Origin of the sequence: Nisaea sp., assembly GCF_034670185.1 — a bacterium.
In the GTDB taxonomy this organism is placed as follows: Bacteria; Pseudomonadota; Alphaproteobacteria; order Thalassobaculales; family Thalassobaculaceae; genus Nisaea.
The window spans coordinates 644,483-670,080 of sequence record NZ_JAXMNY010000001.1 but is presented as its reverse complement, the minus strand read 5'-3'; the positions used below and the strand labels follow the sequence as shown (position 1 = coordinate 670,080).

Genomic DNA, 25,598 nt, shown 5'->3' with positions numbered 1-25,598 from the left:
GGGCGCCTAGGCGCGACAGAGATCGCCGGCAAGAAAAGCCGGTACATTGATCACGTCATGCAACTTGCGCGAAAACATCGGGTTTGTTCCTCAGGCGCGGGAGCCTTGCAGCCGAGCGAGCACTTTCTCGCGCGGGATCAAAGGTAGCAGCTCGCCCATGTCCGGTCCACGGCTTTGCCCGGTGACCGCCTCGCGCAGCGGCATGAAGAGCTGCTTGCCCTTGCGCCCGGTCGCCGTCTTGACCGCATCCGCCCATGCCTTCCAGGTTCCCTGGTCCCACGGAACGTCCGGCAGGACAGCCGCAGCGGCGGAGGCATATTCCGCATCCTCGATCAGCGGATCGATCTCGCCCGAGCAGACATCCCACCAGAGTTTTGCGTCCCGCAGCAGTTCGAGATTGCCGCGCACCGCCAGCCAGAACGGCTCACCGCCGGCAATGCCCATCCCCGCCAGCCGGTCGGCAACAGTAGTGAATGCCTTGTCGTGCAGGATCTTAGCATTCAGACCATGCAGTTCCGCCGGATCGAAGCGCGGCGTCGCGCGGGAGAACTTGGAAATATCGAAATCGGCGACGAGCTGATCGAGGCTCTGCCGGGGTTCGACCGGGTCCGAGGTGCCCATCTTGGCCAGCAGCGTGTTGATCGACATGGCTTCGAGACCATCATCCCGGAGCTGTTGCAAACCGAGCGAGCCGAGCCGCTTGGAAAGCCCCTGCCCGTCCGCGTCCGTCAGCAAAGACAGGTGTCCCATCTGCGGCGGGACGGCATCGAGAGCCTTGAAGAGCTGAATCTGGGCGGCGGAGTTGGTCAGATGATCCTCACCGCGCAGGATATGCGTGATACCGAGCTCGATATCGTCAACCACGGAGGCCAGCGTGTAGATCGGCCGGCCATCGGCGCGCAGCAGCACCGGGTCACTGAGGCTGGCCATGTGATAATGGGACTCGCCCCGCACCAGATCGCTCCAGCGCTCTTCCTCATGGATCAGCTTGAAGCGCCAGTGCGGCTGAATGCCCGCCGCTTCCTTCTCCACCTTCTCCGCGTCGGTCAGGTTAAGCGCCGAGCGGTCATAGACCGGGGGCCGTCCGGCGGAGAGCTGCGCCTTGCGCTTCAAGCCGAGTTCGTCCTGGGTCTCGTAGCAGGGATAAAGCCGCCCGGAGGCTTTCAGACGCTCAACGGCGGCGTCATAGCGGTCCAGCCGGTCCGACTGGCGCGCGAACTGGTCCCAGGTGAGACCGAGCCAGGTCAGGTCCTCTTCGATACCGCGCGCATATTCCTCGGTCGAACGCTCGTCGTCAGTATCGTCCATGCGCAGCAGGAAAGTACCGCCGGCCTTTCGGGCAAACAGCCAGTTGACCAGCGCAGTCCTGGTATTGCCAACATGCAGGCGGCCCGTCGGGCTCGGCGCGAAACGGACGATCACATTACTCGAAGAGGTCATTCTGCGGCCTTGGCTGCGGGCGACGCCACATAGGCGCCGAGGAAGGCATTGGTCAGCGGATAACGGCGGTCACGGCCGAAGGCTTTCAGCGTGACCTTGACGCCCGGAGGTGCCTGGCGGCGCTTGTATTCCGCGCGATCCAGAAGCCGCCAGACCTTGAGCACTGTCTCCGCATCATAGCCTTTGGCCGCGATATCCGCGATCGGTGTCTCATTCTCGATCAGCTCTTCCAGGATCGCATCCAGCACCGGGTAGGGCGGCAGGGAATCCTCGTCCTTCTGATCAGGCCGAAGTTCGGCGGACGGCGGCTTGGTAATGATCCGCTCCGGCATGACCGCACCGTCAGGGCCGAGAGCGCCGGCGGGCTTGTTCTCGTTGCGCCAGCGGCAGAGCGCGAAGACGGACATCTTGTAGACGTCCTTCAGCACATTATAGCCGCCGCACATATCGCCATAGAGCGTCGCGTAACCGACGGACATCTCGGATTTGTTGCCGGTCGATAGCACCATGTAGCCAAACTTGTTGGACAGGGCCATCAGGGCCATGCCGCGTGAGCGGGACTGGATGTTCTCTTCTGTAATGTCGCTGTTGGTGCCCTTGAAGAACGGCGCCAGCATCTCGTCGAAGGCGGCCATGGCCGGGCCGATATTGATCTCGTCCAGACGCACGCCAAGCAACCGGGACGCTTCAGCCGCGTCTTCCAGGCTCTCCCGGCTGGTATAAGGCGACGGCATCATCACGCAATGCACCCGGTCGGGCCCAAGCGCGTCGACGGCGACGGCGGCACTCAGGGCGGAATCGATACCGCCCGACATGCCGATCAGCACGCCCTTGAAGCCGTTCTTGTTCACATAATCGCGGACACCGCAGATCAGCGCCTGATAAAGCGCCGCGTCCTTGGTTTCGATCTCGACGGTTTCAGCCGGCGCGCAAACCCAGCCATTCGGCCCGTTGCGCCAGCGCGTGATGACGACCTTCTCCTGCCACGCGGGCAGCTGCGCCGCGAGAGTCCGGTCCGCATTCAGCACGAAGGACGCGCCGTCGAACACCAATTCGTCCTGGCCTCCAAGCTGGTTCAGATAAACCAGCGGCAAGCCGCTTTCCACCACGCGGGAGATCCCGAGCTGCTGGCGCTGATCCGTCTTGCCTGCCTCGAACGGAGAGCCGTTCGGAACCAGCAGGATTTCACCGCCCGTCTCGGCAATGCACTCGACCACATCAGGGGTCCAGATATCCTCGCAGATCGGAATGCCGATGCGCACGCCCTTGAAGGCAATTGGCCCTGGCATGTCGCCCGCGGCGAACACCCGCTTCTCGTCGAACACGCCGTAATTCGGCAGATCGGCCTTGTAGCGCTCGCCAGTGACCTTGCCGTCCTCGATCAGAATCATCGCATTATAGACCCGGCCGTCATCGCCGCGCCACGGTGTGCCAAGCAGCACCGCTGGTCCGCCGTCGGCGGTTTCCCCAGCGAACGCATCGACAGCGATACGGATGCTGTCGACGAACATCGGCTTCAGGATCAAATCTTCCGGCGGGTAGCCGCAGATATACAGCTCGCTCGTGAGCAGCAGGTCCGCGCCATGCTCCGCCGCCTCGGCCCGCGCCTTGCGCAACCGTTCGAGATTGCCCTGAAAGTCCCCGACAGTCGGGTTCAACTGGGCCAACGCAATCGTAAGTGTCTCGGTCATGGCGCTTCTCTTAGCGCGGCGCGGGCAAGCTCACAAAGCGAAAACAGTCAGCCCAGCGCTCAAGCCTCCCGGCATTGCCGGGCTTTGATGTCTTTCAACACCGGCATGAAATCGTAAGTCGGGTAGAATTCGGTATCGAACGCACCCCAGGCACTTTTCTCTATCGCCAGGTTGACCTCACGCAGCCGATGGCCCGGCACCCGCAGGATAGCAACCTGCCCGATCCCCATCATCACGTACCAGTTGACCACTTCGATGCCTTCCGGCGGAAACAGTTTCCAGAACTCGGCATTCTCAAGCTTCTCATTGATTTCGCTGAGATTTTTATCTTTCTGATGCTTCAGAAACACCGTCAGCAGAATCTCGCCTTCACCCGCGCTCATAATGTCCTCCCTCGACATTCCATTGATGCGTGTCGGGAACTGAAGCATTCGCCTCGCCGATTGGCAACAGGAGGTCCGGAACGGCTACAGTGCATCGAAGAGAAAACAAACGGGGGAAGACACGATGCCGGCCGGATACATCATTGCCCAGATCGACGTCTCTGACGCTGCTGCATTCGAAGAATATCGTGCCTTGGTCCCTGGCACGATCAAGCAATATGGCGGCGAGTACATCATCCGCGGCGGCAAGCAGGAAGACCTTGAAGGCTCTCCCAACCCTCGCACAGTGGTGGTTCGCTTCGACAGCTTCGAGCAAGCCCGGAAATGGTATTATTCCGCCGAGTATGAAAAGCCGAAAGCTCTTCGCCGGGCCGCATCCTCAGGCAATGCCGTCCTGGTAGAAGGCGTGTGACACCTCTTACCGTGCTGCGATGCGATTTACCGGCACGGTGAACGTCAATTGATGCTTTTTTGTGCGACGCAGCATGAAAATCGCCTAAAATTATTGCAGCCTAGGACAGGGCATCCTGTCCTGGCATCCTGCCTTCTCCGCCCCTTCTCGCGGGCATTCGGCCAAATCCAGATCTAATTCCCTTCCCGGCGCGGACTTGGCACATCCGTTGCGAAGAATTCCCTGCCCTCCTTCAGCGACTTTAGATCGCGAAATCATGCTTAGACACATAACAAAACGGCTTTTCGTTTCCATTCCCGTTCTCTTCGGGGTGCTCTTTATCGGCTTCATGCTGATGCAGGTGGTGCCGACTGATCCGGCCACTGTTCTCGCCGGCCCCACAGCCAGCGCGGCGGACATCGAGGCCATCCGGGAGTCGATGGGATTGAACGAGCCAGTCATCGTCCAGTTCGGCATCTACCTCAGCCGCGTCTTGCAAGGCGATCTCGGCCGTTCGATGATTTCCAACAGCGCGGTTGTCGACGAGCTTGCCAATACCGTTGGCCCGACAATCGAACTGATGACCGCCAGCCTGATCTGGGCCACCCCCCTCGGCATTCTGTTCGGCACCCTCGCGGCCGTGCGGCGCGGCAAGATCTCGGACCGCATCATCATGGCGGCCTCTGTTGCCGGGGTCTCCATGCCGATCTTCTGGTTCGGTCTGGTACTGATCCAGTATGTCGGCTTCAAATGGCAATTGCTGCCGTTTCAGGGACGCGCCGGGCCGCGCCTGAAGCCGGTTGAGGCACATGGCATCTACGGTGCCGGTCTGTACAAGGGACTCAGTCTCGAACTGAAATAAGCTTTCCAACACACAAATAAAGAGAGCGGATCGGGTCTATCCCGCTCCGCTTTTCTTTTGATCGGCATCAATCCCCAGAGCTATTGACCTGATTATTCGCCTGATATATCCATCAAATCTTGTCCATTCAATTGATGTTAGAGAGAAATTTTTAAAATGAAATTGAATATTGGTAGCGGTTTTCGCAAAATGGACGGCTACGTTAACGTCGATAATTTCAAAGAATGCGAACCTGACGTTTTAATGAATCTTGAAGAAACGCCATGGCAATTTAATAGCAATTCTGTTTCTGAAATTACAGCTATTCATGTTCTTGAACACCTCGGCGAACAAAGAGAAACGTTCTTCAATATTTTAAAAGAAATTTATCGAGTACTGAAACACGATGGAATATTTAGAATTTCCGTTCCATTTTATATGCACCCAACATTCTACACAGATCCAACACATGTCCGCTCATTCACATCTGGAACATTCAAAATGATGAGCAAGAAAGTCAACAAAGACTGGATGGAGCGCAACGTCAACGCAACGATGCTTGCATTTATGCTTGATATTGATTTTGAAACGATTGAAATTTCCTACAAGTACGATTCTGCTTGGGCTAAAAAACTGAACGACAATGAGATTTCCAAAGAAGACCTCCATGAGATTGCTCAGGAAAGATGGGGCGTCATTCAGGAATTGAATGTCGTCTTGAAGGCCTGCAAATACCCCACTCCAGCGTAAGGCAATGTCTTCGGCATCAAAGTGCTCTGCCGCCAATTATTGGTCGAGGGTGCTGAAGAAATCACGGGAGGCCTTCTCGTCAGACGCGGCGGTCTCGGCTGAACTCTTGCCATCCGGACGCACTGGCACCGGTGCTTTCGCTGTTAGCGCCTTCTCGGACTCTTCAAGGCTTGTACGCCCTTCTCGGCGCAGGAACGATGCAGTCACCGCACTCTGCGATTGCTCACCGGACTCTGTCATCGACGCTTCGTCGAGCACTTTTCGCTGTTTGGCTTCATTGCCGAGCTCCTGGAGGTTGATGAACAGCTCAAACAGCTCGGATAGCTCTTCCGTATTGGAAATGGAACGCCGCGCATTCCGTGCCATCGCGCTGAAAGAGGCCGGCTTGAGCTGATATTTCATCAACATCCCGCGCGTTCTCTGCTGAAGATCAAGCAACCGTGCAAGCAACTTGTCGTCGCTGAGTTCAGACAGTGCAGGAATTGCCGAGGAAGAATTCGAGCTCATTCGTCATTTCCAGCAATTACATCAATAGAATTAAACAGATGCGCTATGCAGCGTCCGGCAAGAACCAGACAGAGCAGATCAAGATCGGCATGCTCAGCGGAAAAGGCGGAAGCGGCCTACTCGGCCGCATCCATCACCGCGCGCGGTGAGCCGTCCAGCCCCAGCCAATCCAGCGTCGCCCTGCCCCAACGGTCAATGCTCTCGCTGAACATCTCGAAGCCCTTGATATGGGCTTCCTTCGGCTGCGCGCCAGGAAGTTCCATCCTATGCGCAGCACCGGCAGTCCAGCGCTGGATCATTTCCAGCGTGATCTCCGGATGGAATTGAATGCCAAGCTTGTTGTCGCCATAGAGGTAGGCCTGGTTTGGAAAGCGGGTGCCAGTAGCCAGCAGGCTGGCGCTGTCAGGCACCTCGAAGCCTTCCTTGTGCCACTGATAGAAATGCTCGGAATGCTCAAAATAAGGACGGCCCAGATCGGTCGGATGGATCTTCGTGTAGCCGACTTCGACATTCCCCTCATCATGCAGATAAACCTGCGCGCCGAGTGCACGGGCCAAAAGCTGGCCACCGAGGCAAATGCCGAAAAACGGTGTATCGGACGCCAGCACCGCATCCATGAACTTGAGCTCAGCCCCGATGCCGTCCAGATGCTCGTCATTGGCACTCATCGGGCCGCCGAAGACCACCACGCCCGCATGATCCTCGAGCGTCTCCGGAAGCTCATGCCCGATCATCGGACAACGCCGGTCCAGCGTGTATCCACGTTCCTCAAGCAGCACACCGACATGGCCTGCGACGGAGGTCTTCTGGTGTACGACGATCAGAATCTTGGAAGTCACGGCAACCCTATCTGGTTTTGTCCAACAGGAACTCGCGCCCGACCTTGACGCGCTCTTCGCTACCGTAACGCACGATGTCGGCGGTCGCATAGGTCTCGCTCCACTTCTCTGGGAGATAGGAGCCCGTGCCGATAACGTCAATGGGGGCATCGGCCAGCGCCATGACCCGGCATTTTTCCGGGGAGAAGCCGCTGGAGGCGACGATCTTCACCGCCTTGAAGCCATCCCGGTCAAGACGCTCGCGCATATGCCAGATCGCTGCCGCCGAAACGCCGGTACCGATCAGGTAACGCAGCTCGTTGTCCGTTCGGTATCCGCGAATTGCCTGCGGGGCCGTCCGGTCGAGCACCTGATAGGACATGCCGATATCCATGCCCTCGACATAGCGCCCACCGTGTGTGTCGAGCCGAACCGATACCTTGCCGGCCGCCGCCAGTTCCGGGAAGCGCCGGCAAACCGCCAGAGCATCAGTGAATTCCTGGCCAAAATAATCCACCAGAACCGTCAGGTTTTCTTCCGGGTGAGTCTCGTGGAACATTTCCGCCGCCCGCACTGTCGAGCCGGCATAGCCGATCAGGGCATGCGGCATGGTGCCGTAGCCCCGGTCCTTGGCAAAGAAATGCGCTGTTTCGTCCGAAGCGTTGCCAATGAACCCGACCGCGTTCAGCTTGCGCTGCGCCTTGGCGGAGCCCACGCTGGCCCCATAGGCCATCATTTCCGCCATTTCGGTACCGGCGCAGTGCCGGGCGTCCATGGCAAGAAACGCGGTCTTCGGCATCTCCGCGCACATCACGTAGGAATTGTAGGCAGCGACGCAGCAGGCACCGAGCTTCTGCAGGAACTGGGTTTCCAGATCGATCAGGTGATAAAGCGATCCGGAGACATACATGATCGGCTCGCCTGCACCGACCCATGAGCCTTCCTTCTGCTTCAGGTCGACCTTGAGCTCCACGTCACGCGCCTTGGCCATCCGCTCCAGCCATTGCATCGCGAGCCTGGGAGCCGATGTCACCGGGCGCCGCATGAAAACGGCATAGGTGACATCGACGTCGCCGAACTTCGCGACCACCTCCTTGGTGCGAAGGAAGTATTTGTCGACGAAACGCGGCAGATCGGATTCCGCAGGATGGCTCACCGTCCGCGGTGTATCGTCCCCTGTCAGAGACGCAATACCTTCAGAGCCGTCCATGAACCCCAACCCCATTCAGCCTTGTCAGGAAGCAGCAGCCATACTGGCAGCGCTGCCGTTCAAACGGCTCTGCTTCATCATATCCGCAATCAGGAAAGCAAGCTCCAACGATTGAGATGCATTCAGACGCGGGTCGCAATGGGTGTGATAGCGGTCAGCCAAAGCATCGTCGGTGATTGCCTGGGCGCCGCCGATACATTCGGTGACGTCCTGCCCGGTCAGCTCGAAATGCACGCCGCCGGCATGAGTGCCTTCGGCCTGGTGCACTTCAAAGAATTCCTTCACCTCGCCAAGAATGCGATCGAACGGCCGGGTTTTGTAGCCGCTGGAAGCCTTGATCGTATTGCCGTGCATCGGATCGCAGGACCAGACGACGTTCTTGCCCTCACGCTCGACGGCACGAATGAAGCGCGGCAGATGCTTGTCCACCTCGCCCGCGCCGACGCGCACGATCATGGTCAGGCGGCCCGGCTCGTTCTGCGGGTTCAGGACATCGATCAGCTTCAGCATGTCATCGGTCTCGAGGCTCGGCCCGCACTTCATACCGATCGGGTTGGAAATCCCCCGCAGATACTCGACATGCGCGCCATCCAGCTGACGGGTCCGGTCGCCAACCCAGAGCATGTGCGCGGCGGTGTTATACCAGCCGCCATGTTCGGTGATGGTGTCCTTGCGGGTCAGCGCCTGCTCATAGCCGAGCAGCAGAGCCTCATGGCTTGTATAGAATTCAGTCTCGCGGAGCTGCTGGTTGTTCTCTGCCGTGATGCCGCAGGCCCGCATGAATTCAAGCGCTTCATCGATACGAGAGACCACGCTTTCGAAACGCTCCCCCTGCGGCGAGTTCTCGACAAAGCTCAAGGTCCAGCGATGGATCTGTTCCAGATTGGCGAAACCACCCTGAGCGAAAGCGCGCAGCAGGTTCAGCGTCGAAGCAGACTGGTTATAGACCTTCAGCAACCGGTCCGGATCGGGAATGCGGTCAGCTTCGGTGAACTCGATGCCATTGACCATATCACCGCGATAGCTCGGCAGCTCGACGCCGTCGATGGTCTCCACATCGGACGAGCGGGGCTTGGCGAACTGACCGGCAAGCCGTCCAACTTTCACAACCGGCATACCCGCACCGAAGGTCAGCACCACCGCCATCTGCAGCAGCACCCGGAAGGTGTCACGGATGTTGTTCGGGGAGAATTCGGCAAAGCTCTCGGCACAATCCCCGCCCTGCAGCAGGAAGGCCTCGCCACGTGCGACCTTGCCCAGCGATGCTTTCAGTCGCTGCGCTTCCCCTGCAAAAACCAGGGTCGGATAACCGCTCAGTTCTTTCTCTACAGCCGCAACACGGGCCGCGTCCGGATAGGACGGAACTTGCTTGATCGGTTTGCCGCGCCAGCTGTCGGGGCTCCATGTGCCGGCCATTGTTCTTCTCCCAGTAATCGAATCGACCGCTTTTCGCCATTTTCAGCGAGAGCGGACGAGTTTTGTAACAGTGGAGTTCCGGGAATACCAGCATCTCTGGCACGCACCGTAACCGCTTATTTCAAACCATGGATCCAGTTGGACGCCATGCACTCAACCCGCTATCGTGGACTGGTAAACAAAAATAACAATCCTCCGGCGGGGCTTCACAAATGCGGATCTTGATCCTGATGCTGGCTGTCCTGGCTGGCACCGCCAGCCACGCTGTCGCAGAGACACTTCTTGAACGCGGCGCGTATCTCGTTAATGGCATCGTAGCGTGCGGCAACTGCCACACGCCACAGACGCCGAAAGGCCCTGCCCCGGGGCAGGAGTTTGCCGGCACGATCATCGCCGACACGCCGGAATTCACCGCATTCGCCTCGAACATCACACCGGACAGGGAAACCGGTATCGGAAGCTGGACAAAGGCAGAGCTGGTCCGGGCGATCCGTGACGGCATCCGCCCGGACGGCAGCCTGATCGGGCCACCCATGCCGTTCGGCATGTACCGCCACCTTTCCGACAGGGACGTCGAGGCAATCGCGACCTACGTGATGCAGGTTCCAGCGATCTCCAACGCGGTTCCGAAGTCCGAATACCGCATTCCTCTGCCCCCTGCATACGGACCGCCGGTCGGCTCCGTTCCCGAACCGCGTCCGGAAAACATTCTCGATTACGGCGCCTATCTCGCAGGCCCCGCGGGCCACTGCCTCGAATGCCACACACCGATGGTAAAAGGCCGCTTCGACTATGAGAATCAGGCTGGCGCAGGCGGGTTGAGATTCGAGGGTCCCTGGGGAGTTTCGGTATCCAGCAACATCACACCGCACGCGGACGGGAATGTGGCGGACTACAGCGACGCTGAGCTCGCAACCGCAATCCGCACCGGTATGCGCCCGGACGACACCCGCCTCTTCCCGCCGATGGGGGTCTTTTACTACAATTCGATCAACGACCGGGACATGGCCGCGCTGGTCGCCTTCATCCGCACGCTCCCGCCTAAGGAAAGCGCGCGGTAGAAGCACGGCCGATTGAACGGCAACGGAGAAGCCGAACGCTTATTCCGCCGCCTGCCGCTCCTGCGGGTCAGGCCGCTTCGTGCGCATCGTGACGAATTCTTCTGCCGCTGTCGGGTGAATGCCGATGGTGGCGTCGAACTCCGCCTTCGTCGCACCGGCCTTGATGGCAATGCCAAGGCCCTGGATGATCTCCGGCGCGTCAAGGCCGACCATGTGGGCACCAATCACCCGGTCGGACGCACGGTCGACAATCAGCTTCTGCATGCCGCGCTCCGGATTGTCCGTTAGCGTGTATTTCATCGGCCGGAACCCGGCGACATAAACATCGATCTCGCCATACTGGTCCCGCGCCTCGGCTTCCGTCAGACCAACCGTGCCAATTGGCGGCTGGCTGAAGACAGCGCTCGGCACGTCCCGGTGATCGGCTTGCATCGGGCGATTGTTGAAAACTGTCTCGGCGAAGGAATGGCCTTCGGCAATGGCAACCGGCGTCAGGTTGATCCGGTCCGTCACATCGCCAACGGCATAGATGCTGGGCACCGAGGTCTGCGACCACTCGTTCACCACGACAGCCCCGCCCTTGGTCAGCTCCACACCGGCTTCCGCGAGGCCGAGGCCCTTGGTGTTCGGATGGCGTCCGGTGGCGTACATCACTTCGTCGACTTCGAGGGTCGAGCCGTCGTTCAAGTGCACCTTGTAGACATCCCCGACCTTCTCGATCCGATCCGGCAGGGTGCCCGGATGCAAATGCATACCCTTCTTGGACATTTCCTCGGTCAGCGTGTCGCGCACATCCTCATCGAAGCCGCGCATCACCTTGTCGGCGCGATAAACCAGATGGGTTTCCGAGCCGAAGGAATTGAAGATCCCGGCGAACTCAACGGCGATGAAACCGGAGCCGACAATGACGATCCGGTCAGGCCGTTTCGGCAGCTCCAGCGCCTCGTTCGAGGTGATGGCATGCTCCGCACCCGGCAGGACCGGCACGCTCGGCCAGCCGCCGACCGCGATGAGGATGCGCTCTGCCGTATAGTGCTTGTCGCCGACCGCCACAGTGTGGGCGTCGACCACAGTGCCGCGCCCGTGAATACGCGTCGCGCCGGCATTTTCGAGCAGGCTGACATAAATGCCGTGCAGCCGGTCCAGTTCCTTTTCCTTGGCGGCGATCATGGCCGGCCAGTCGTGACGCACATTATCCGCGGACCAGCCGTAACCACTGCCGTCCTGCATGTCGTGACCGAAATGGGAGCCATAGACGAACAGCTTCTTCGGCACGCAGCCGCGCAGCACACAGGTCCCGCCTTCACGCTCTTCCTCGATAACCGCGACCTTCGCGCCAAAACCGGCAGCCAGACGGCTTGCCCGCACGCCGCCAGAGCCGGCACCAATGGTAATCAGGTCAAAATCATAGTCGGACACGGGCTCGCTCCAAGGGTCGGATCGGGTTTCGGGACTGGTTCAATGTGTTGATGGTCAAATAGGAACGCAATTGATGCCTGTCCATCACAAGACAGTCAACGGATCGGAAGCTTAACCACCGGGCCTTCCATGGCCACGTCGTCGAGCGCCCAAAACCCGGGCTGACCCGCGTCCTGAACGTCACAGAGATAATCCCAGAACAGAAAAGGCGGCCCGACGGCCGCCTTTTCTTCAGGTATCTAGGGTGATCAGCCGTTCAGGCCGCCCATCAAGAGGTATTTGATCTCGAGATAGTCATCGAGGCCGTATTTCGAGCCTTCGCGACCGAGGCCGGATTCCTTCACGCCACCGAACGGCGCGACTTCGGAGGACAGGATGCCCTCATTGATCGCGACCATGCCGTATTCCAGCGCTTCCGCCACCCGCCAGACCCGGCCGAGATCCCGGGCATAGAAGTAGGAGGCAAGGCCGAACTCGGTATCGTTGGCCAACTCGATCACCTCTTCTTCCGTCTTGAAACGGAAGAGCGGGGCCACCGGGCCGAAGGTTTCCTCGCGGAAGATCGCCATGTCACGGGTCGCCCCGGTCAGCACGGTCGGCTCATAGAACAGCGCGCCTATATTGCTGCGAGTGCCGCCGACGGCAACCTTCGCGCCCTTGGCAACCGCGTCCTGCACATGCTCCTCGACCTTGTCGACAGCCGCCGCTTCAATCAGCGGACCGACAGTGACACCGTCATCGAAACCGTTGCCCATCTTCATCGCTTTTGCCGCCGCCGCGAATTTCTTGGCGAATTCGTCATAGATGCCGTCCTGCACGAAGATGCGGTTCGCACAGACGCAGGTCTGACCGGCATTGCGGTATTTGCAGATGATCGCGCCTTTCACGGCTTCATCGATATCCGCATCGTCGAAGATGATCAGAGGCGCGTTGCCGCCAAGCTCCATGGAGACCTTCTTCACCGTCGAAGCCGACTGCGCGATCAGTTTCTTGCCGACCTCGGTCGAGCCAGTGAAGGTGATCTTGCGGACCAGCTTGCTGTGCGTCAGCTCATTGCCGATGGCGGACGAGCTGGCGCCGCAGACCACGTTGAACACGCCTTTCGGAATGCCCGCACGTTCCGCCAAAACTGCCAGTGCAATGGCCGAGAACGGCGTCATCTTGGCTGGCTTGGAGACAAATGTGCAGCCCGCCGCCAGCGCCGGAGCAGCCTTGCGGGTGATCATCGCGTTCGGGAAGTTCCATGGCGTGATCGAGCCGACGACGCCGACCGGCTGCTTCAGAACGACGATGCGCTTGCCATCGGCGGTATTCGGAATGATATCGCCGTAAATCCGCTTCGCTTCCTCTGCATAGAACTCGACATAGGAAGCCCCATAGGCAATCTCGCCCATGGCTTCGGCAAGCGGCTTGCCCTGCTCGGCGGTCATGATAATCCCGAGGTCGCGCTGGTTCTCCATCATCAGGTCGAACCATTTGCGCAGGATGGCGGAGCGTTCCTTCGCCGTCTTGGCACGCCAGGCAGGCCAGGCCGCATTCGCCGCCTCGATCGCGCGGCGCGTTTCGTCCGCCCCCATATCCGGGATCGTGCCAACCACGTCGCCCGTCGCCGGGTCCGTCACATCGACCCGGCCGCCGCCATCGGCGTCAACCCAGGCGCCATCGATATAGCCCTGCTCGCAGAACAGGGACGGGTCGGAAAGTTTACTTCTGATATCCATCGGGGGTTCCTCCCTCTTTCACCCGGCAGCCGTAAGCCGTTTCCGACCGGGCACACGGGACAAAAACCCGGCCGCACTCATGCAGGCCCGGGAAAATTTCATTCAATACACCTGATAGGATGCGCCGTCAGGCCACGCAATCATGTTCATGAGGAGCGGCACCGCCCAGAGCAAGACCCAAGCTCCCCAGCCGCCCCAGTTCAGGCACCGTCCGATCAATGTCAGCCAAGCGCAACATATGCCAGGCAAGCACCTGATTGCTACACAGGAACGGTTTGCCGGTTACCCGCTCCGCATCGGCAATGACTGCTGATGCGCGAAGATTTGTGCAAGACGCGAAAACCGCTTCGACCTGCGGATCAGATGCCACTTTGTCCGCAGCAGACAAAATCGAGCGCGGTGCAATCCGGGCAACCAGGTTTTCTTCCTCCCGGCCAAACACAACAGCCCGGACGAAGGGCGTGCCGCTTTCGAACAGCTCAGTCTCCAGGGCGTCCGTCACGGAACGGATATAAGGACTGACAAGCCCCAGCCGTGTCACTCCGAGGGCCGCCGCAGCCGCTTTCAAGGCAGAGAGCGGGTTGGTCACCGGAACGCCCGGATGCTCCGACTGCACTAGCTCTCTCACCCGCTCCTCACCGAGCACCGTCGAGGCCGAGGTACAGCCGTAGCCGATGACGGAAAGTGGCGGCTCCTTCAGCAACAGGGACGCAGCGGATGGAATGTGATCCTCCATCTGCCGCAGGGTATCCGTCGTCACTGTCGGAGAACTGGGGATACGTGCGTGGTAGAGGGCAATCGACGGGTCCGCTGTGAAGATACGGAAATCCTGCTCGATGGTCTCATCCGTCTGCAGGACGATCAGACCAAGCCGATGCGGCCACGGCATGGCAGGATCGATGTCATGCTCCTGCATGCCACTCTCTGCATCTTGCGCCATCAAAAAAACCTCCTCCTGATCGCACCACCATGGCCCTGCGGAGCCGCTGCAATCAACAGCGTCCCCGGCAAGACTGAAATCTCAATGAACCACCGGCAGTTCCAGCGGTGCGCGCCGGGTCAGCAGCTCGGCGCCATCCTCCCGGATCACGATATTCTCCTCATGCACCATCATCTTTCCCGGCGCAAATTCAAGACCCGGCTCCAGGGTGAGCACCATGCCCGGCTCCAGCACCGTCATGTCGCTGGCCGTGATCGACGGCCATTCGGTCAGCTGCATGCCGAGACCATGCCCGAGCCTGCCGACATCGCCGACCTGGGCGCCGCCCGCCTCTAGCACATCCACCATCACCCGAAACAGATCGGCACAGGTTGCACCGGGCCGGGCCTCCGCCAGTCCTGCATCGGTCGCGGCATAAGCAGACTCATAGGCAGAACGCACATCACCGGACGGTGTTCCAATGGCGAAATTCCGGTCGAAATCGCAGAAATAACCGTCATGCATACTGCCGGTATCGAGGATCAACACGTCTCCACCGGTGATCTTGCGATCCGTCGGTGGCGAGATGATATCGCCATACCCGCCGGACCCGGCGCCGCCGACCAGATAGGACACGTCATCCGCGCCCGCCTTGAGGCAGGCGACCTTGAACTCGCGGAAAATATCCCGCTCGGTCATCCCCACGCTGAGCCAGGACGACCAGTCCTCGAACACGCCTGACACCATCTGGCAAGCTGTCCGGATCTTGTCGATTTCGGCCTCCGACTTGATCATGCGAAGGCGACGATGAATGCCCGCATCATCCCGAAACACCGCATCCGGCAAAGACGCCCGGAGCGCCGCATAGTCGGAGAGAGGCAATCGAAGATGGCTTTCAGGGCCGGACGGAACGCCGATGACCGGTTTGCCTCCACCCAGTTCCGTGATCGTATCCGCCAGCAGCGACAGCCCCTCGTCCTCAGGGCGCGGGGACGGCCAGGTTCGGATGTCGTCGAGCCAGGTCCGTTCCATGGCGGCGGCACCGATACCCGGGATCACTGCCACCGGTTTGCCCGCGCGCGGCACAATCAAGAACCATGGACGCGTCGGGCTTTGCCAGAACTGGGTCAGAAAGCCGCTGAAGTAGCGGACTTCAGGCTCGGTGGTCAGCAGTAGCAGGTCGAGCCCCTCTGCCGCCATCAACGCTTGTGCCCGTGCGACCCGCGCCTCGAATTCAGAGACTGGGAAGCCGCGCACCGCGCTCATGCCGCCAGATCGCCGACGATCGTCTTGTAGATTTCGGGGTCCGTCGCGCCTTCGCTGCCGATCAGCAGTACCCGGCTGTCCGGCCCGAGACCGAGCTGTTCCTTCAGCGCCGGGTTCGCGGCAACGGCAAGCAGACCAACCAGCCCCGCAACACCGGACTCGCCGCCCGTAATTTTCACGCCAGCCTCACCAGAGGCCAGCAGACGCATGGCCGGTCCGACGCCTTCTTCACCGACGGTGATGTAATCGGTGCACCCGGCAGACAGGATCGGCCAGGCAACCAAAGACATTTCCCCGCAGGAAAGCCCCGCCATCAAGGTTTCCTCGTGGATTGGCACGATCGCGGGTTTATCCTGCCGCGCGCTCTCGATGGCGCAGGCGGCAAGGTCCGGCTCGACAATGATCGTGCGCGGAGCCTTCTCCCCATATCCCTGCCAGAGCCGCGCGACCATCGCGGCGGCGAAACCACCGACACCGGCCTGCACGAACATGTGGGTCGGCGCTTCTTCGGCCTGTCCCAGCACTTCGCTCGCCATCACCGTATAGCCAGCCATCACGTCGCGCGGGATATCGAGGTAGCCGGGATAGGAGGCATCGGAGACCACGAACCAGCCGTTTGCCTGGGCCTCGTTCTCACAGTGTTTCAGGGACAGGTCATAGTCGCCATCTATCCGGCGAACATCGGCACCGAAGGCTTCCATCGCCAGCTTCCGGCCCTGGCTGACCTCTGCATGGATAAAGATGACGCACGCACAGCCCGCCATCTCGGCACCCCAGGCGACGGAGCGGCCGTGATTGCCGTCGGTGGCGCAGGTCACCGTCATGTCTTTTAAGATACCGGCAAACTTACCGGAGCGAATATCGGCCAGTGCAGCATTGCCGTGCCCCTTCTCAGCCAGCCATTTGCGGGCAAGCAGCATGACCGCATAGGCGCCGCCAAGAGCCTTGAAACTGCCGAGGCCGAAGCGAGGTTCCTCATCCTTGTAAAGCACCGCCCCAATGCCGAGTTGGTCGGCGAGCTTTCCGAGCGAATATAGCGGTGTCGGCGCATACCCCGGCCAAGATGAAATCTCCGCAATAGCGGCTTCCGCCATCCCCGTCGGGAACTCGGCCTCCAGTGCGCGCGGATAGGTGCCACCAACGGTGCCATGCGCCGCGTGCTGGCGAAGCAGTTCCGGCGCCAAAAGTTCCCGTTCCATCGTCATCCCGTCCGCTCCTCGTACAAATCACTCCGACCGCGTTACTCCACGGTCACGCTCTTTGCAAGGTTGCGGGGCTGATCGACGTCGGTGCCTTTTTCCGTCGCGGTGAAATAGGCCAGCAACTGAACCGGTACTGTATAGAGGATCGGCGCCACCATCGGGTCGCATTCCGGCATCTCGAATGACCATGTCGCGAGGTCGCCGAGCCGCTCGATCCCGGTCTTGTCGGACAGCAGGATGACCTTGCCGCCGCGCGCGCGCACCTCCATCGCGTTACTCGCCACCTTCTCGAACCACGGATCCATCGGCGCCACCATGATGACCGGGAGCCCTTCCTCCAGCAGCGCGATGGGGCCGTGCTTCAATTCGCCCGCGGCATAGCCTTCCGCGTGGATGTAGCTCAGCTCCTTCAGCTTCAGCGCGCCTTCCAGGGCGACCGGATAGGACAGGCCGCGGCCGAGATAGAGCACGTCGCGGGCCGTGGACAGCTCGTGGCTGACCGGTTGCCAGCGCTCCATATCCTTGAGCACCTCGCCAATCTGCGCCGGAAGATGCACCAGACTGTCGAGAACCCCGTTCAGCACCTCATCGGACGCTGTGCCGCGTTTGCGGGCGAAATCCACCGCCATGGTCAGCAGGGCGACAAGCTGGGTGGTGAAGGCCTTGGTCGAGGCGACACAGATTTCCGGTCCGGCAAGGGTTTCCAGCACCACGTCGGATTCCCGCGCAATGGTGCTTTCCGGCTGATTGACCAGCGAGAGAATGTGCTGTCCGGCCTCGCGGGCATGACGCAACGCCATCAGCGTATCGAGGCTTTCGCCGGACTGGGAGATGAACAACGCCGCCCCGCCTTCCGGCAGCACCGGATTGCGGTAGCGGAATTCCGAAGAGATATCGATCTCCACCGGCACCCGGGCCAGCGTCTCGAACCAGTATTTCGCCACCATTCCCGCCAAAAAACTGGTCCCGGCAGCGACGATGGTCAGTTTCGGCAGGGTGGCCGGATCGAACGGCAGGTCCGGCAGTTTGATGGAGCGGTCGGTGGCGCTGTAATACTGGAACAGCGTGTAGCCGATGACTTCAGGCTGCTCATGGATTTCCTTCTCCATGAAGTGCCGGTAATTGCCCTTGCCGATCAGTGCGCCGGTCGCCTCGGTCAGGCTGATCTTGCGCTCCACAGGCGCCCCGGTCTCGTCATGGATCTCGGCGCCGGCCCGGCGAATTACCGCCCAGTCCCCGTCTTCCAGATAGGAAATCTTCCGGGTGAACGGCGCCAGCGCCAGCGCGTCGGAGCCGATGAACATCTCCCCCTCGCCATAACCGATGGCCAGCGGCGACGCGCGGCGGGCACAGAGCAGCAAATCTTCCTCGCCGTCGATCATCAGCACCAGCGCATAGGCGCCTGTCACCCTGAGGGCGATTTCCTTCATCGCCGCTTCCGGGCTTTTTCCAGCGTCGAGCAATTTTTCGAAATAAAGCGCGACGATCTCGGTGTCTGTCTCGCTTTCCGGGGTGATGCCCTCGGCCGCGAGTTCCGCCGCCAGTTCCTGGTAATTCTCGATGATGCCGTTGTGGACGATGGTCACCCGACCGGCCCGGTGCGGGTGGGCGTTGCGCTCGGTCGGCGCGCCATGCGTTGCCCAGCGGGTATGGCCGATGCCGATGGCACCGGCAAGTGGCTGTTCGGTGACGGATTTCTCAAGATTGTAGAGCTTGCCCTCGGCCCGCCGGCGCTCGGCCGGGCCGCCGTTCAGCGTCGCCACCCCGGCGGAATCGTAGCCGCGATATTCCAACCGCTTCAAGGCGTCGACAATGGGTCCGGCAACGGGCCGGTTCGCGATCATTCCGATGATGCCGCACATCCGTCGGGCGTCCTTTCAGTCAGATTTAGTCAGATTTACTTTTTCTTGGTCTTATTGGCTGCCTTGCGGGCCGCGCGAACCTCTCGGAACCGCCTGGCAGCCCCCTCGCCGACCGTCCGCTCACCGCGCACGACCACGACGTCGTCCTGCCCCACATCGTCACCGATTGTGCTGCCGGCCCCGACCAGCGCGCCGTCACCAATACTGACCGGCGCCACCAGCGAGGAATTCGAGCCGATGAAGGCTCCCGCGCCGATCTCGGTGCGGTGCTTCTCATAGCCGTCATAATTGCAGGTGATCGTCCCGGCGCCGATATTCGATCCGGCGCCAACACTGGCATCGCCGATATAGCTCAGATGATTGGCCTTGGCCCCTTCGCCAAAGGTTGCGTTTTTCACCTCGACGAAATTGCCGATATGCGCCCCGGCCCCAAGATCCGCTCCCGGCCGCAATCGAGCGTAGGGACCAATCCGTGCGCCGTCCGCCACCTTGGCGCCTTCGAGATGGGAGAAGCTCTTGATCTCGACACCCTCGCCGATGGAGACACCAGGCCCGAAGACGCAATGCGGCTGCACCACACTGTCCCGGCCAATCTGCGTGTCGTAGCTGAGGAACACTGTCTCCGGCGCAACGAGGGTTACTCCCTCTTCCATCAGGCGGCGACGCAGCCGCTCCTGCATGCGCGCCTCGGCGGCGGCGAGCCCGGCGCGTGAATCAACGCCCATGGTCTCCACCGGGTCGACCCAGACGACAGCGCCCCGGCGGCCCTCTTCCAGAGCGTATTCCAGAAGATCGAAAAGATAGAACTCGCCCTGCGCATTATGCGGCTCCAGCCGACCAAGCCAGTCGGCCAGCCGCGCCCCGTCGACGGCCAGCGCGCCGCCGTTGCAGAGCCGGATCGCGCGCTCCTCATCCTTCAGGTCAGGTGCCTCGATGATCCTCAGCAGGTTTCCTGCGTCATCCTGCACCAAACGGGCATACCGCCCCGGATTGTCGCTTTCAAAACCAAGCACGACAAAGGCCGCACCGTCCGGTCCCTCCGTTGCCGCGACCATCCGCGCGAGCGTGTCCTCGCTCAGCATCGGCGTATCGCCGAAAAGCGCCAGCACCGTGCCGGTGAAACCTTCCAGCTCGCCGAGTGCAGCCCTAACCGCGTCCCCCGTCCCGCGCGGCGGATGCTGGATCGCCGTCGGGATCGGCGCGACACTGGCCGCCACCGCGTCCTGGCCCGGCGCAAGCACAACAACCCGACGCTCCGGCGAGAGCGTTTCCGCGGCAGCCAGAACGTGGTGCAGCATCGGCCGGCCCGCGACCTGATGCAGGACCTTCGGCAGATCCGATTTCATCCGTGTTCCCTTGCCCGCGGCAAGGATGACGACAGCGACGGGAGCTTTCATGAACCGCGAGTTTCCCTGAGAGTTCAAAAAGGTTATGCGCAGAGCAAAAATGCCACAGGGCCCGGCGCCGAAACAGTCACGATTTCTTACTCTTCACAACAGCTTGCTATGCTGATTTGGCACAACCGCTCATCTGGTATATCGCGCGGCCAAATTCGGCACAATGACGGCGGTCCTCCCGTGCTATAGCCAACATTCCAAACAACCGAACGGCCTCGGCGAGCTTCATGATGCGCACTCTCTCCACCATCGTCTTCGACCTGGACGGCACACTGATCGATTCCGTGCCCGACCTGCATGCCGCCGGCAACATGCTGCTGGCGGAGCACGACCTTGCCCCGATCGATCTCGCGACCGCGCGCAGCTTCGTTGGCGACGGCGCCCGGGTCTATATCAAGCGGTCCCTCGATGCCCGCGGCCAGACGCCGGACGATGCCGCCCTGACGGTCGCAACGGAACGCTTCATCGCGCTCTATGAAGACCATGCCAGCGACCGGACCGTGCCTTATCCGGACGTGCCGGAAACTCTGGCAAGCCTGAAGGTAAGCGGTTTCCGCCTCGGCATCTGCACCAACAAGCCGGAGCGCGCCACCCACAAGGTGCTCGCCCTGCTCGGCCTTGATCATCTTTTCGAAGCCATTGTCGGCGGCGACACCCTGCCTGTCCGCAAACCGGACCCGGCCCACCCCGCCGCGGTTCTGGAGCGCCTGGGCGCAGCGCCGGAAAGTGCCTGCATGGTCGGCGATAACGAGCATGACGCCCATTCCGCCAAGGGCGCCGGCATGCCCTTCATCCTGATGCGCTACGGCTATGCCCGCACACCGCTGGACCAGATCCCGGCGGCAGTCCGGCTCGACCATTTCCGTGATTTGCCGAAAGCCATCGCATCGCTCGCTTGACAGCACAAAGCGCGCCGCTTAAGAGAGCGGTCCGTCAAGCGACGGGCGCGTAGCTCAGCGGGAGAGCACTGCCTTCACACGGCAGGGGTCACAGGTTCAATCCCTGTCGCGCCCACCAGCTTTTTCAATGAATTTGTTTTGCAGCGAGCCACCGAAAATTTCGGATGTGGCAGGTATCTGGCCGCCTTTGACGGGCCATAGCCGCACTGCTAGCGTAGCAAGCGTCCTTGTCTGGCGCTGTTGTTCCTGAATTTGAGCTGCCCCCGTGCATGTCTATCAGTGCCCCCACCCCTGCCGCGAAAACCTGGTTCCTCGTCGCTGTCATGTGCGGCGCTCAGGTCATGGTTCAGATCGGTGCTTTCTTCTGGCCGGCATTGTTGCCGACGATGATGCCTCTATGGGCGCTCAGCAATAGCGAAGCCGGCTGGATCACGGCCATCTTCTATGGCGCCTACATGATCTCCGTGCCGGTCCTGGTGACGGCGACGGACCGGATCGATCCGAAGTTCATTTACCTGTTCGGCGTCGGCGTGACGGTCATCGGCCATCTCGGGTTCGCCCTGTTCGCGGACAGCTTTTGGCCCGCGATGGCCGCGCGTGCGCTGACAGGCATGGGCTGGGCCGGCACCTATATGACCGGGCTGAAGCTGCTCGCCGATCGCGTCGATGCCCGGATGATGTCCCGGGCGACGGCCGGGCATGCCGCAAGCATCGGCTTGTCCGGTGCTCTATCCTTCGCGTTCGGCGATGCCATCGCAGGTGCTTTCGGCTGGCAGGCGGCGTTCATCACCGCGTCGGCCAGTGCGGCCGCCGCATGGCTCGTTATCGCCATCGTCATGCCGCGCCGCGAAGGGGAACTGCCACGCCGCAAGGATGGTGGCGGTCTGTTTGATTTCCGGCCGGTCTTCAGAAACCGATCGGCGATGGCCTATGCCATAGCCTATGCCATCCATACTCTTGAGATGAGTGCCTTGAGGGGATGGGCCGTCGCGTTTCTCGGCTACGTCGCGCTTACGACCGGAGCCACGGCCTCTATAATTTCCCCGGCTGTTGTCGCCACCGGCCTCGGCATCGCCGGAACGGTGGCGAGCATCGCCGGTAACGAGGCAGCGATCCGCTTCGGCCGGCGCCGGCTTGTTCAGACTGCGATGCTCGCATCGATCATGTTCGGTGCCAGCATCGGTTTTCTCGGCGGAATATCCTACGCACTCGCGGCGGCGCTGCTGTTTTTCTATGCCATTTTCATCTGGCTCGACTCGTCGTCTCTGACGGCCGGCGCCGCTGGCTCCGCCGAACCGGCGCGGCGCGGAGCCACGCTGGCCGTTCATTCCATGCTCGGCTACAGCGGCGGTTTCCTCGGCCCCCTGCTGATCGGCTGGACGCTGGATCTGACCAGTGGCATGTCGACGATAGGATGGGGGTCTGCCTTTCTCAGTGTAGCGGTCCTGATGACCGCCGCACTTCTCACCTTCCGCGCGCTGCGGCCTGAGGGTCTCGCGGGTGACCGCACCGGTTAGACCTGCTTGGGAGCGAACGCAGAACCCAATTCAGCTGTAGTCCAGCCGCTCACTGTGGCGAATGAACGGGCTGTGAGACGGTGCGGAGGCTTTGATCCGGCCATCCTCGCCCCAATCCGACATGGTGTTGAACGGCATTTCCGCTTCGTTCTCGATGTTTTGCAGGCGCCTTACATAATCGTCCTGCGCCTTTTGCAGCCGCTCTTCGTGATCCTCTGGCCGCGCATTGAAAGCCCCCGACGTCACGCCATAGGTCACCTGCGGCTCAAGCGCGGAAAAGCCGACATAGGTGAGCGAGAAATTGATCGGCCAGAGCTGCAGGCCAATCTCACCGCACCGGCCATCGAAGGCATAGGCGTCCCGGCTTGGCGCCACGGTCAAGGAAAGCATCGCCTTTTTCCCGAAGAACCGTCCGTTCTCTATCTTTCGCTGACTGGAATAGACGTCGCCGTACACAAACACACGGTCGAACCATCCCTTCAGGATGGCCGGCGGCATGTGCCACCACATCGGATATTGCAGGATCACCAGATCCGACTGGTCCAGCAGATCGAGTTCATGACGCACTTCCGGCGGCAGGGTTTTATTGTCCGATGCATGGCGCTGTTCGGCCTGGGCATCGAAACGCCCGGCATCGGAAACATCCTGATAATGCGAAGCACGCTCGCAAGGATCGAACCCCATCGCATAGAGATCGGTCGTGGATACCTCCCACCCTCTGTCCTGCAGGGTATCCCGCGCAAGCGCCGCCATATGCGCATTGAAGGATTTGGGTTCGGGATGCGCGAGTACGATATGTGCTTTCATTTTCAAACCCTTACTTCAATTGGCCCCATCAAACGGGGAGCACCATTCACAATCGCCCGAGACCGAATTCCCGTGATTGATCGAGGCGGTGGAGTCGCCCGAGCGTGATACTGGTCCGGATACCAGCCCGGTGCCGAGGCCGATTTCATAGAATGGCAATCGGGGGCTCCTCTCCCATCGGATTACTGACCGATCGCAAGCGCAGTCCGGCCAAAATCGCGGTTCCCGCGCGGGTTTTCCGGGGCATACTTCCCTTCAAACAAGAAACGCGCGCCGGTCGGCTTCCATCTTCCGGCGAAATAACGGGAGGACATACCGATGCTGAATGCGGACGATATCGCGTTCTATCGCGAGAACGGCTACCTCATGGTCGAGGATGCGGTGAGCGCTGAGCAGCTCGCCAGGCTGCGGGAAATCACCTACGCGCTGATCGAGAAGTCCCGCGCCGTCAGCAAGAGCGACGACGTCTTCGACCTCGACGAGGGCCATTCGGCGGAACGGCCCCGCCTCACCCGGATCAAACTCCCGCACAAGCAGGATCCATACTACTGGGACGTGCTGAAAAACTCCCGCATGACGGAGGTCCTGACCGCCCTGCTCGGCCCGGACGCCATGATCCAGACCAGCAAGCTCAACACCAAGGCGCCGGTCGGCGGCGCGGCTGTCGAATGGCATCAGGACTGGGCCTTCTACCCGCATTCGAACGACGACATGCTGGCCTTCGGGCTGATGCTGGAGGATGTGGACGAGGCGAACGGGCCGCTGCAGGTGATCCCGGGCACGCATAAAGGCCCGGTGCTCTCGCACCATTCCGCCGAGAGCGGATTGTTCTGCGGGGCAGTCGACCCGGAGGACCCGCTGTTCGAGCGCGACAAGGCCGTGACGCTAACCGGCAAGGCGGGGTCGATGACCGTGCATCATGTCCGCACGTTGCACGGCTCGGCTCCGAACCTCTCCAACCGTAACCGGCTGATCCTGTTCTACGAATGCCGCGCCGCCGACGCCTGGCCGCTGGTCGGTTCGGCCAGTTACGGGAAGATCGCGTCCGGTGGCGGGCAGGTACTCTGGGACCATTTCGCGGACAGCGTCATCACCGGCAGCATGACCACCGAGCCGCGCGCGGAGGCGGTGCCAATGCGCCTGCCGCTCCCGCCTGCCCCGGACGCAGGATCGATCTTCAAAACACAGAAATCCGGTGGCGCCCGCAGCGCGTTCACCGCCCGCGAGAAAGTCGGAGCGTGAGAGGACAATGAAAGCAGCATTCGAACGCGACGGTTTCGTCTGCCCGATCACCGTGATGTCGGCGGAGGACGCGGCGGACTATCGCAGGCAACTGGAAGACGCCGAGGCCAAGCACGGCGCCGACAAGAGCTTCCGCAAGATCCTCAGGCGCTATCCGAACCTCGCCCTGCCCTTCGTCGACGAGATCACCCGGCGCCCGGAAATCACCGACGTCATCGCGGAGATCCTGGGGCCGGACCTGCTGGTGCTCGACGCGCCGTTCTTCATCAAGGATGCGAATACCAAGAGCTTCGTCTCCTGGCATCAGGACCTGCATTACTGGGGCCTGGAGACCGAGGAAGAGGTGACCGCCTGGGTTGCCCTGTCGCCGGCGACAAAGGAGAGCGGCTGCATGCGGTTCGTGGCCGGCTCGCAGGACCGGCAGGTGGACCACAGCGACACGTTCGCCGAGGACAATCTGCTGACCCGCGGTCAGGAAGTCGCCGTGAAGGTGGACGAGCGCGACGCGACCGAGGCGGAGTTGATGCCCGGCCAGATGTCGATCCATCACGGCCGTGTCTTCCACGCCTCCCACCCGAACCGGACCGACGACCGCCGCATCGGCCTCGCCATTCGCTACATTCCGGCCCATGCCCGTCAGACCGAGGGCGGCAACATGGCCGCGATGCTGGTGCGGGGCGAGGACCGGTACGGGAACTTCCGGCCCTGTCGCCCGCCGTCAAGCCTGATGACCGAGCCCGATCTCGCGCACTGGGCGGAAATCGCGGGCGCACGCAACGCAGTAATGCTCAACGGCAAGCAGGGCTGAGCCGCGCTATCGGCGGTTTAACGCCCTGTTT

Annotated in this window: 23 protein-coding genes and 1 tRNA gene; 9 read left to right on the top strand and 15 right to left on the bottom strand. The window is 61.2% G+C overall.

The annotated features are described in order from the left end of the window. Positions 1-90 precede the first annotated feature (90 nt). The 3 genes from gltX to VOI22_RS03155 are packed head-to-tail and all read right to left on the bottom strand — an operon-like array spanning position 91 to position 3,514. Entirely contained in the window at positions 91-1,440 is a 1,350-nt protein-coding gene (gene gltX / locus VOI22_RS03165) for a glutamate--tRNA ligase (protein WP_323795134.1), read from the bottom strand. Beyond that, complete coding sequence (locus VOI22_RS03160) at positions 1,437-3,131, bottom strand: NAD+ synthase (RefSeq protein WP_323795133.1); 1,695 nt, start codon at positions 3,129-3,131, stop codon at positions 1,437-1,439. Before VOI22_RS03160 ends, gltX begins: the two co-directional genes overlap by 4 nt. Positions 3,132-3,190: 59 nt before the next feature. Beyond that, complete coding sequence (locus VOI22_RS03155; RefSeq protein ID WP_084608143.1) at positions 3,191-3,514, bottom strand: hypothetical protein; 324 nt, start codon at positions 3,512-3,514, stop codon at positions 3,191-3,193. A gap of 124 nt (positions 3,515-3,638) precedes the next feature. On the opposite strand from VOI22_RS03155, the gene VOI22_RS03150 reads away from it, so the two are divergent. From VOI22_RS03150 to VOI22_RS03140, 3 genes are all read left to right on the top strand, one after another. Continuing rightward, positions 3,639-3,926 (top strand): DUF1330 domain-containing protein, encoded by a 288-nt coding sequence (locus tag VOI22_RS03150; protein WP_323795132.1) that lies wholly within the window; start codon positions 3,639-3,641, stop codon positions 3,924-3,926. A 256-nt stretch (positions 3,927-4,182) separates the two neighbouring features. Beyond that, complete coding sequence (locus tag VOI22_RS03145) at positions 4,183-4,767, top strand: ABC transporter permease (protein ID WP_323795131.1); 585 nt, start codon at positions 4,183-4,185, stop codon at positions 4,765-4,767. Between the two features lie 156 nt (positions 4,768-4,923). Continuing rightward, entirely contained in the window at positions 4,924-5,496 is a 573-nt protein-coding gene (locus VOI22_RS03140; protein WP_323795130.1) for a class I SAM-dependent methyltransferase, read from the top strand. Between the two features lie 36 nt (positions 5,497-5,532). On the opposite strand, the gene VOI22_RS03135 is transcribed toward VOI22_RS03140, so the two are convergent. From VOI22_RS03135 to VOI22_RS03120, 4 genes are all read right to left on the bottom strand, one after another. Next, positions 5,533-6,003, bottom strand: a complete 471-nt coding sequence (locus VOI22_RS03135) for a hypothetical protein (RefSeq protein WP_323795129.1) — start codon at positions 6,001-6,003, stop codon at positions 5,533-5,535. A gap of 116 nt (positions 6,004-6,119) precedes the next feature. Next, the gene (locus VOI22_RS03130; RefSeq protein ID WP_323795128.1) at positions 6,120-6,842 is read right to left on the bottom strand and encodes a glutamine amidotransferase-related protein; all 723 of its coding nucleotides are present in this window, start codon (positions 6,840-6,842) and stop codon (positions 6,120-6,122) included. Positions 6,843-6,849: 7 nt separating this feature from the next. Continuing rightward, on the bottom strand, positions 6,850-8,031 hold the full coding sequence (locus VOI22_RS03125; protein ID WP_323795127.1) for a nicotinate phosphoribosyltransferase: 1,182 nt from the start codon (positions 8,029-8,031) through the stop codon (positions 6,850-6,852). A gap of 24 nt (positions 8,032-8,055) precedes the next feature. Then, on the bottom strand, positions 8,056-9,447 hold the full coding sequence (locus VOI22_RS03120; RefSeq protein ID WP_323795126.1) for a class II 3-deoxy-7-phosphoheptulonate synthase: 1,392 nt from the start codon (positions 9,445-9,447) through the stop codon (positions 8,056-8,058). Between the two features lie 212 nt (positions 9,448-9,659). Here VOI22_RS03120 and VOI22_RS03115 point away from each other — a divergent pair, with 212 nt between their 5' ends. Further along, on the top strand, positions 9,660-10,508 hold the full coding sequence (locus tag VOI22_RS03115) for a c-type cytochrome (protein WP_323795125.1): 849 nt from the start codon (positions 9,660-9,662) through the stop codon (positions 10,506-10,508). 39 nt (positions 10,509-10,547) lie between these two features. Here the strand turns inward: VOI22_RS03115 and gor are convergent, their stop codons facing one another. From gor to glmU, 7 genes are all read right to left on the bottom strand, one after another. Beyond that, the gene (gene gor, locus VOI22_RS03110) at positions 10,548-11,927 is read right to left on the bottom strand and encodes a glutathione-disulfide reductase (protein ID WP_323795124.1); all 1,380 of its coding nucleotides are present in this window, start codon (positions 11,925-11,927) and stop codon (positions 10,548-10,550) included. A gap of 248 nt (positions 11,928-12,175) precedes the next feature. Beyond that, positions 12,176-13,648: an NAD-dependent succinate-semialdehyde dehydrogenase gene (locus VOI22_RS03105; protein ID WP_323795123.1), complete on the bottom strand. Its 1,473-nt coding sequence runs from the start codon at positions 13,646-13,648 to the stop codon at positions 12,176-12,178. Between the two features lie 127 nt (positions 13,649-13,775). Then, positions 13,776-14,588: an Asp/Glu racemase gene (locus VOI22_RS03100; RefSeq protein WP_323795122.1), complete on the bottom strand. Its 813-nt coding sequence runs from the start codon at positions 14,586-14,588 to the stop codon at positions 13,776-13,778. Positions 14,589-14,669: 81 nt separating this feature from the next. Further along, positions 14,670-15,833: a Xaa-Pro peptidase family protein gene (locus tag VOI22_RS03095; protein ID WP_323795121.1), complete on the bottom strand. Its 1,164-nt coding sequence runs from the start codon at positions 15,831-15,833 to the stop codon at positions 14,670-14,672. Continuing rightward, positions 15,830-17,038, bottom strand: a complete 1,209-nt coding sequence (locus VOI22_RS03090) for a diaminopropionate ammonia-lyase (protein WP_323795120.1) — start codon at positions 17,036-17,038, stop codon at positions 15,830-15,832. Before VOI22_RS03090 ends, VOI22_RS03095 begins: the two co-directional genes overlap by 4 nt. Positions 17,039-17,073: 35 nt before the next feature. Beyond that, complete coding sequence (gene glmS, locus VOI22_RS03085; RefSeq protein WP_323795119.1) at positions 17,074-18,897, bottom strand: glutamine--fructose-6-phosphate transaminase (isomerizing); 1,824 nt, start codon at positions 18,895-18,897, stop codon at positions 17,074-17,076. Between the two features lie 35 nt (positions 18,898-18,932). After that, complete coding sequence (gene glmU, locus VOI22_RS03080; RefSeq protein ID WP_323795118.1) at positions 18,933-20,294, bottom strand: bifunctional UDP-N-acetylglucosamine diphosphorylase/glucosamine-1-phosphate N-acetyltransferase GlmU; 1,362 nt, start codon at positions 20,292-20,294, stop codon at positions 18,933-18,935. A 227-nt stretch (positions 20,295-20,521) separates the two neighbouring features. Between glmU and gph the strand changes: the two genes are divergently transcribed. From gph to VOI22_RS03065, 3 genes are all read left to right on the top strand, one after another. Continuing rightward, positions 20,522-21,193 carry a phosphoglycolate phosphatase gene (gph, locus tag VOI22_RS03075; protein WP_323795117.1) on the top strand — a complete coding sequence of 224 codons (672 nt, stop codon included), beginning with the start codon at positions 20,522-20,524 and terminating at the stop codon, positions 21,191-21,193. 43 nt (positions 21,194-21,236) lie between these two features. Beyond that, positions 21,237-21,311 (top strand) — tRNA-Val (locus VOI22_RS03070). A gap of 151 nt (positions 21,312-21,462) precedes the next feature. Beyond that, positions 21,463-22,710, top strand: coding sequence for an MFS transporter (locus VOI22_RS03065; RefSeq protein WP_323795116.1), 1,248 nt, complete (start codon positions 21,463-21,465; stop codon positions 22,708-22,710). Positions 22,711-22,740: 30 nt separating this feature from the next. On the opposite strand, the gene VOI22_RS03060 is transcribed toward VOI22_RS03065, so the two are convergent. Further along, the gene (locus VOI22_RS03060) at positions 22,741-23,517 is read right to left on the bottom strand and encodes an NAD(P)H-dependent oxidoreductase (protein ID WP_323795115.1); all 777 of its coding nucleotides are present in this window, start codon (positions 23,515-23,517) and stop codon (positions 22,741-22,743) included. Between the two features lie 318 nt (positions 23,518-23,835). On the opposite strand from VOI22_RS03060, the gene VOI22_RS03055 reads away from it, so the two are divergent. Together VOI22_RS03055 and VOI22_RS03050 are read left to right on the top strand one after the other, a co-directional pair. Beyond that, positions 23,836-24,759, top strand: a complete 924-nt coding sequence (locus VOI22_RS03055) for a phytanoyl-CoA dioxygenase family protein (RefSeq protein WP_323795114.1) — start codon at positions 23,836-23,838, stop codon at positions 24,757-24,759. Between the two features lie 7 nt (positions 24,760-24,766). Continuing rightward, complete coding sequence (locus VOI22_RS03050) at positions 24,767-25,567, top strand: phytanoyl-CoA dioxygenase family protein (RefSeq protein ID WP_323795113.1); 801 nt, start codon at positions 24,767-24,769, stop codon at positions 25,565-25,567. The last annotated feature ends 31 nt before the right edge of the window (positions 25,568-25,598 follow it).

What these genes read in the sequence shown, in the direction of transcription:
- VOI22_RS03050 (WP_323795113.1), top strand. Translation starts at nt 24,767, where the DNA reads ATGAAAGCAGCATTCGAACGCGACGGTTTCGTCTGCCCGATCACCGTG.
- VOI22_RS03100 (WP_323795122.1), bottom strand. Translation starts at nt 14,588, where the DNA reads ATGGCGCAAGATGCAGAGAGTGGCATGCAGGAGCATGACATCGATCCT.
- VOI22_RS03090 (WP_323795120.1), bottom strand. Translation starts at nt 17,038, where the DNA reads ATGACGATGGAACGGGAACTTTTGGCGCCGGAACTGCTTCGCCAGCAC.
- VOI22_RS03065 (WP_323795116.1), top strand. Translation starts at nt 21,463, where the DNA reads ATGTCTATCAGTGCCCCCACCCCTGCCGCGAAAACCTGGTTCCTCGTC.
- gltX (WP_323795134.1), bottom strand. Translation starts at nt 1,440, where the DNA reads ATGACCTCTTCGAGTAATGTGATCGTCCGTTTCGCGCCGAGCCCGACG.
- glmS (WP_323795119.1), bottom strand. Translation starts at nt 18,897, where the DNA reads ATGTGCGGCATCATCGGAATGATCGCGAACCGGCCCGTTGCCGGACCC.
- VOI22_RS03060 (WP_323795115.1), bottom strand. Translation starts at nt 23,517, where the DNA reads ATGAAAGCACATATCGTACTCGCGCATCCCGAACCCAAATCCTTCAAT.
- VOI22_RS03115 (WP_323795125.1), top strand. Translation starts at nt 9,660, where the DNA reads ATGCGGATCTTGATCCTGATGCTGGCTGTCCTGGCTGGCACCGCCAGC.
- VOI22_RS03160 (WP_323795133.1), bottom strand. Translation starts at nt 3,131, where the DNA reads ATGACCGAGACACTTACGATTGCGTTGGCCCAGTTGAACCCGACTGTC.
- glmU (WP_323795118.1), bottom strand. Translation starts at nt 20,294, where the DNA reads ATGAAAGCTCCCGTCGCTGTCGTCATCCTTGCCGCGGGCAAGGGAACA.
- VOI22_RS03145 (WP_323795131.1), top strand. Translation starts at nt 4,183, where the DNA reads ATGCTTAGACACATAACAAAACGGCTTTTCGTTTCCATTCCCGTTCTC.
- VOI22_RS03125 (WP_323795127.1), bottom strand. Translation starts at nt 8,031, where the DNA reads ATGGACGGCTCTGAAGGTATTGCGTCTCTGACAGGGGACGATACACCG.
- VOI22_RS03140 (WP_323795130.1), top strand. Translation starts at nt 4,924, where the DNA reads ATGAAATTGAATATTGGTAGCGGTTTTCGCAAAATGGACGGCTACGTT.
- VOI22_RS03150 (WP_323795132.1), top strand. Translation starts at nt 3,639, where the DNA reads ATGCCGGCCGGATACATCATTGCCCAGATCGACGTCTCTGACGCTGCT.
- VOI22_RS03095 (WP_323795121.1), bottom strand. Translation starts at nt 15,833, where the DNA reads ATGAGCGCGGTGCGCGGCTTCCCAGTCTCTGAATTCGAGGCGCGGGTC.
- VOI22_RS03055 (WP_323795114.1), top strand. Translation starts at nt 23,836, where the DNA reads ATGCTGAATGCGGACGATATCGCGTTCTATCGCGAGAACGGCTACCTC.
- VOI22_RS03120 (WP_323795126.1), bottom strand. Translation starts at nt 9,447, where the DNA reads ATGGCCGGCACATGGAGCCCCGACAGCTGGCGCGGCAAACCGATCAAG.
- VOI22_RS03105 (WP_323795123.1), bottom strand. Translation starts at nt 13,648, where the DNA reads ATGGATATCAGAAGTAAACTTTCCGACCCGTCCCTGTTCTGCGAGCAG.
- VOI22_RS03135 (WP_323795129.1), bottom strand. Translation starts at nt 6,003, where the DNA reads ATGAGCTCGAATTCTTCCTCGGCAATTCCTGCACTGTCTGAACTCAGC.
- gph (WP_323795117.1), top strand. Translation starts at nt 20,522, where the DNA reads ATGATGCGCACTCTCTCCACCATCGTCTTCGACCTGGACGGCACACTG.
- VOI22_RS03155 (WP_084608143.1), bottom strand. Translation starts at nt 3,514, where the DNA reads ATGAGCGCGGGTGAAGGCGAGATTCTGCTGACGGTGTTTCTGAAGCAT.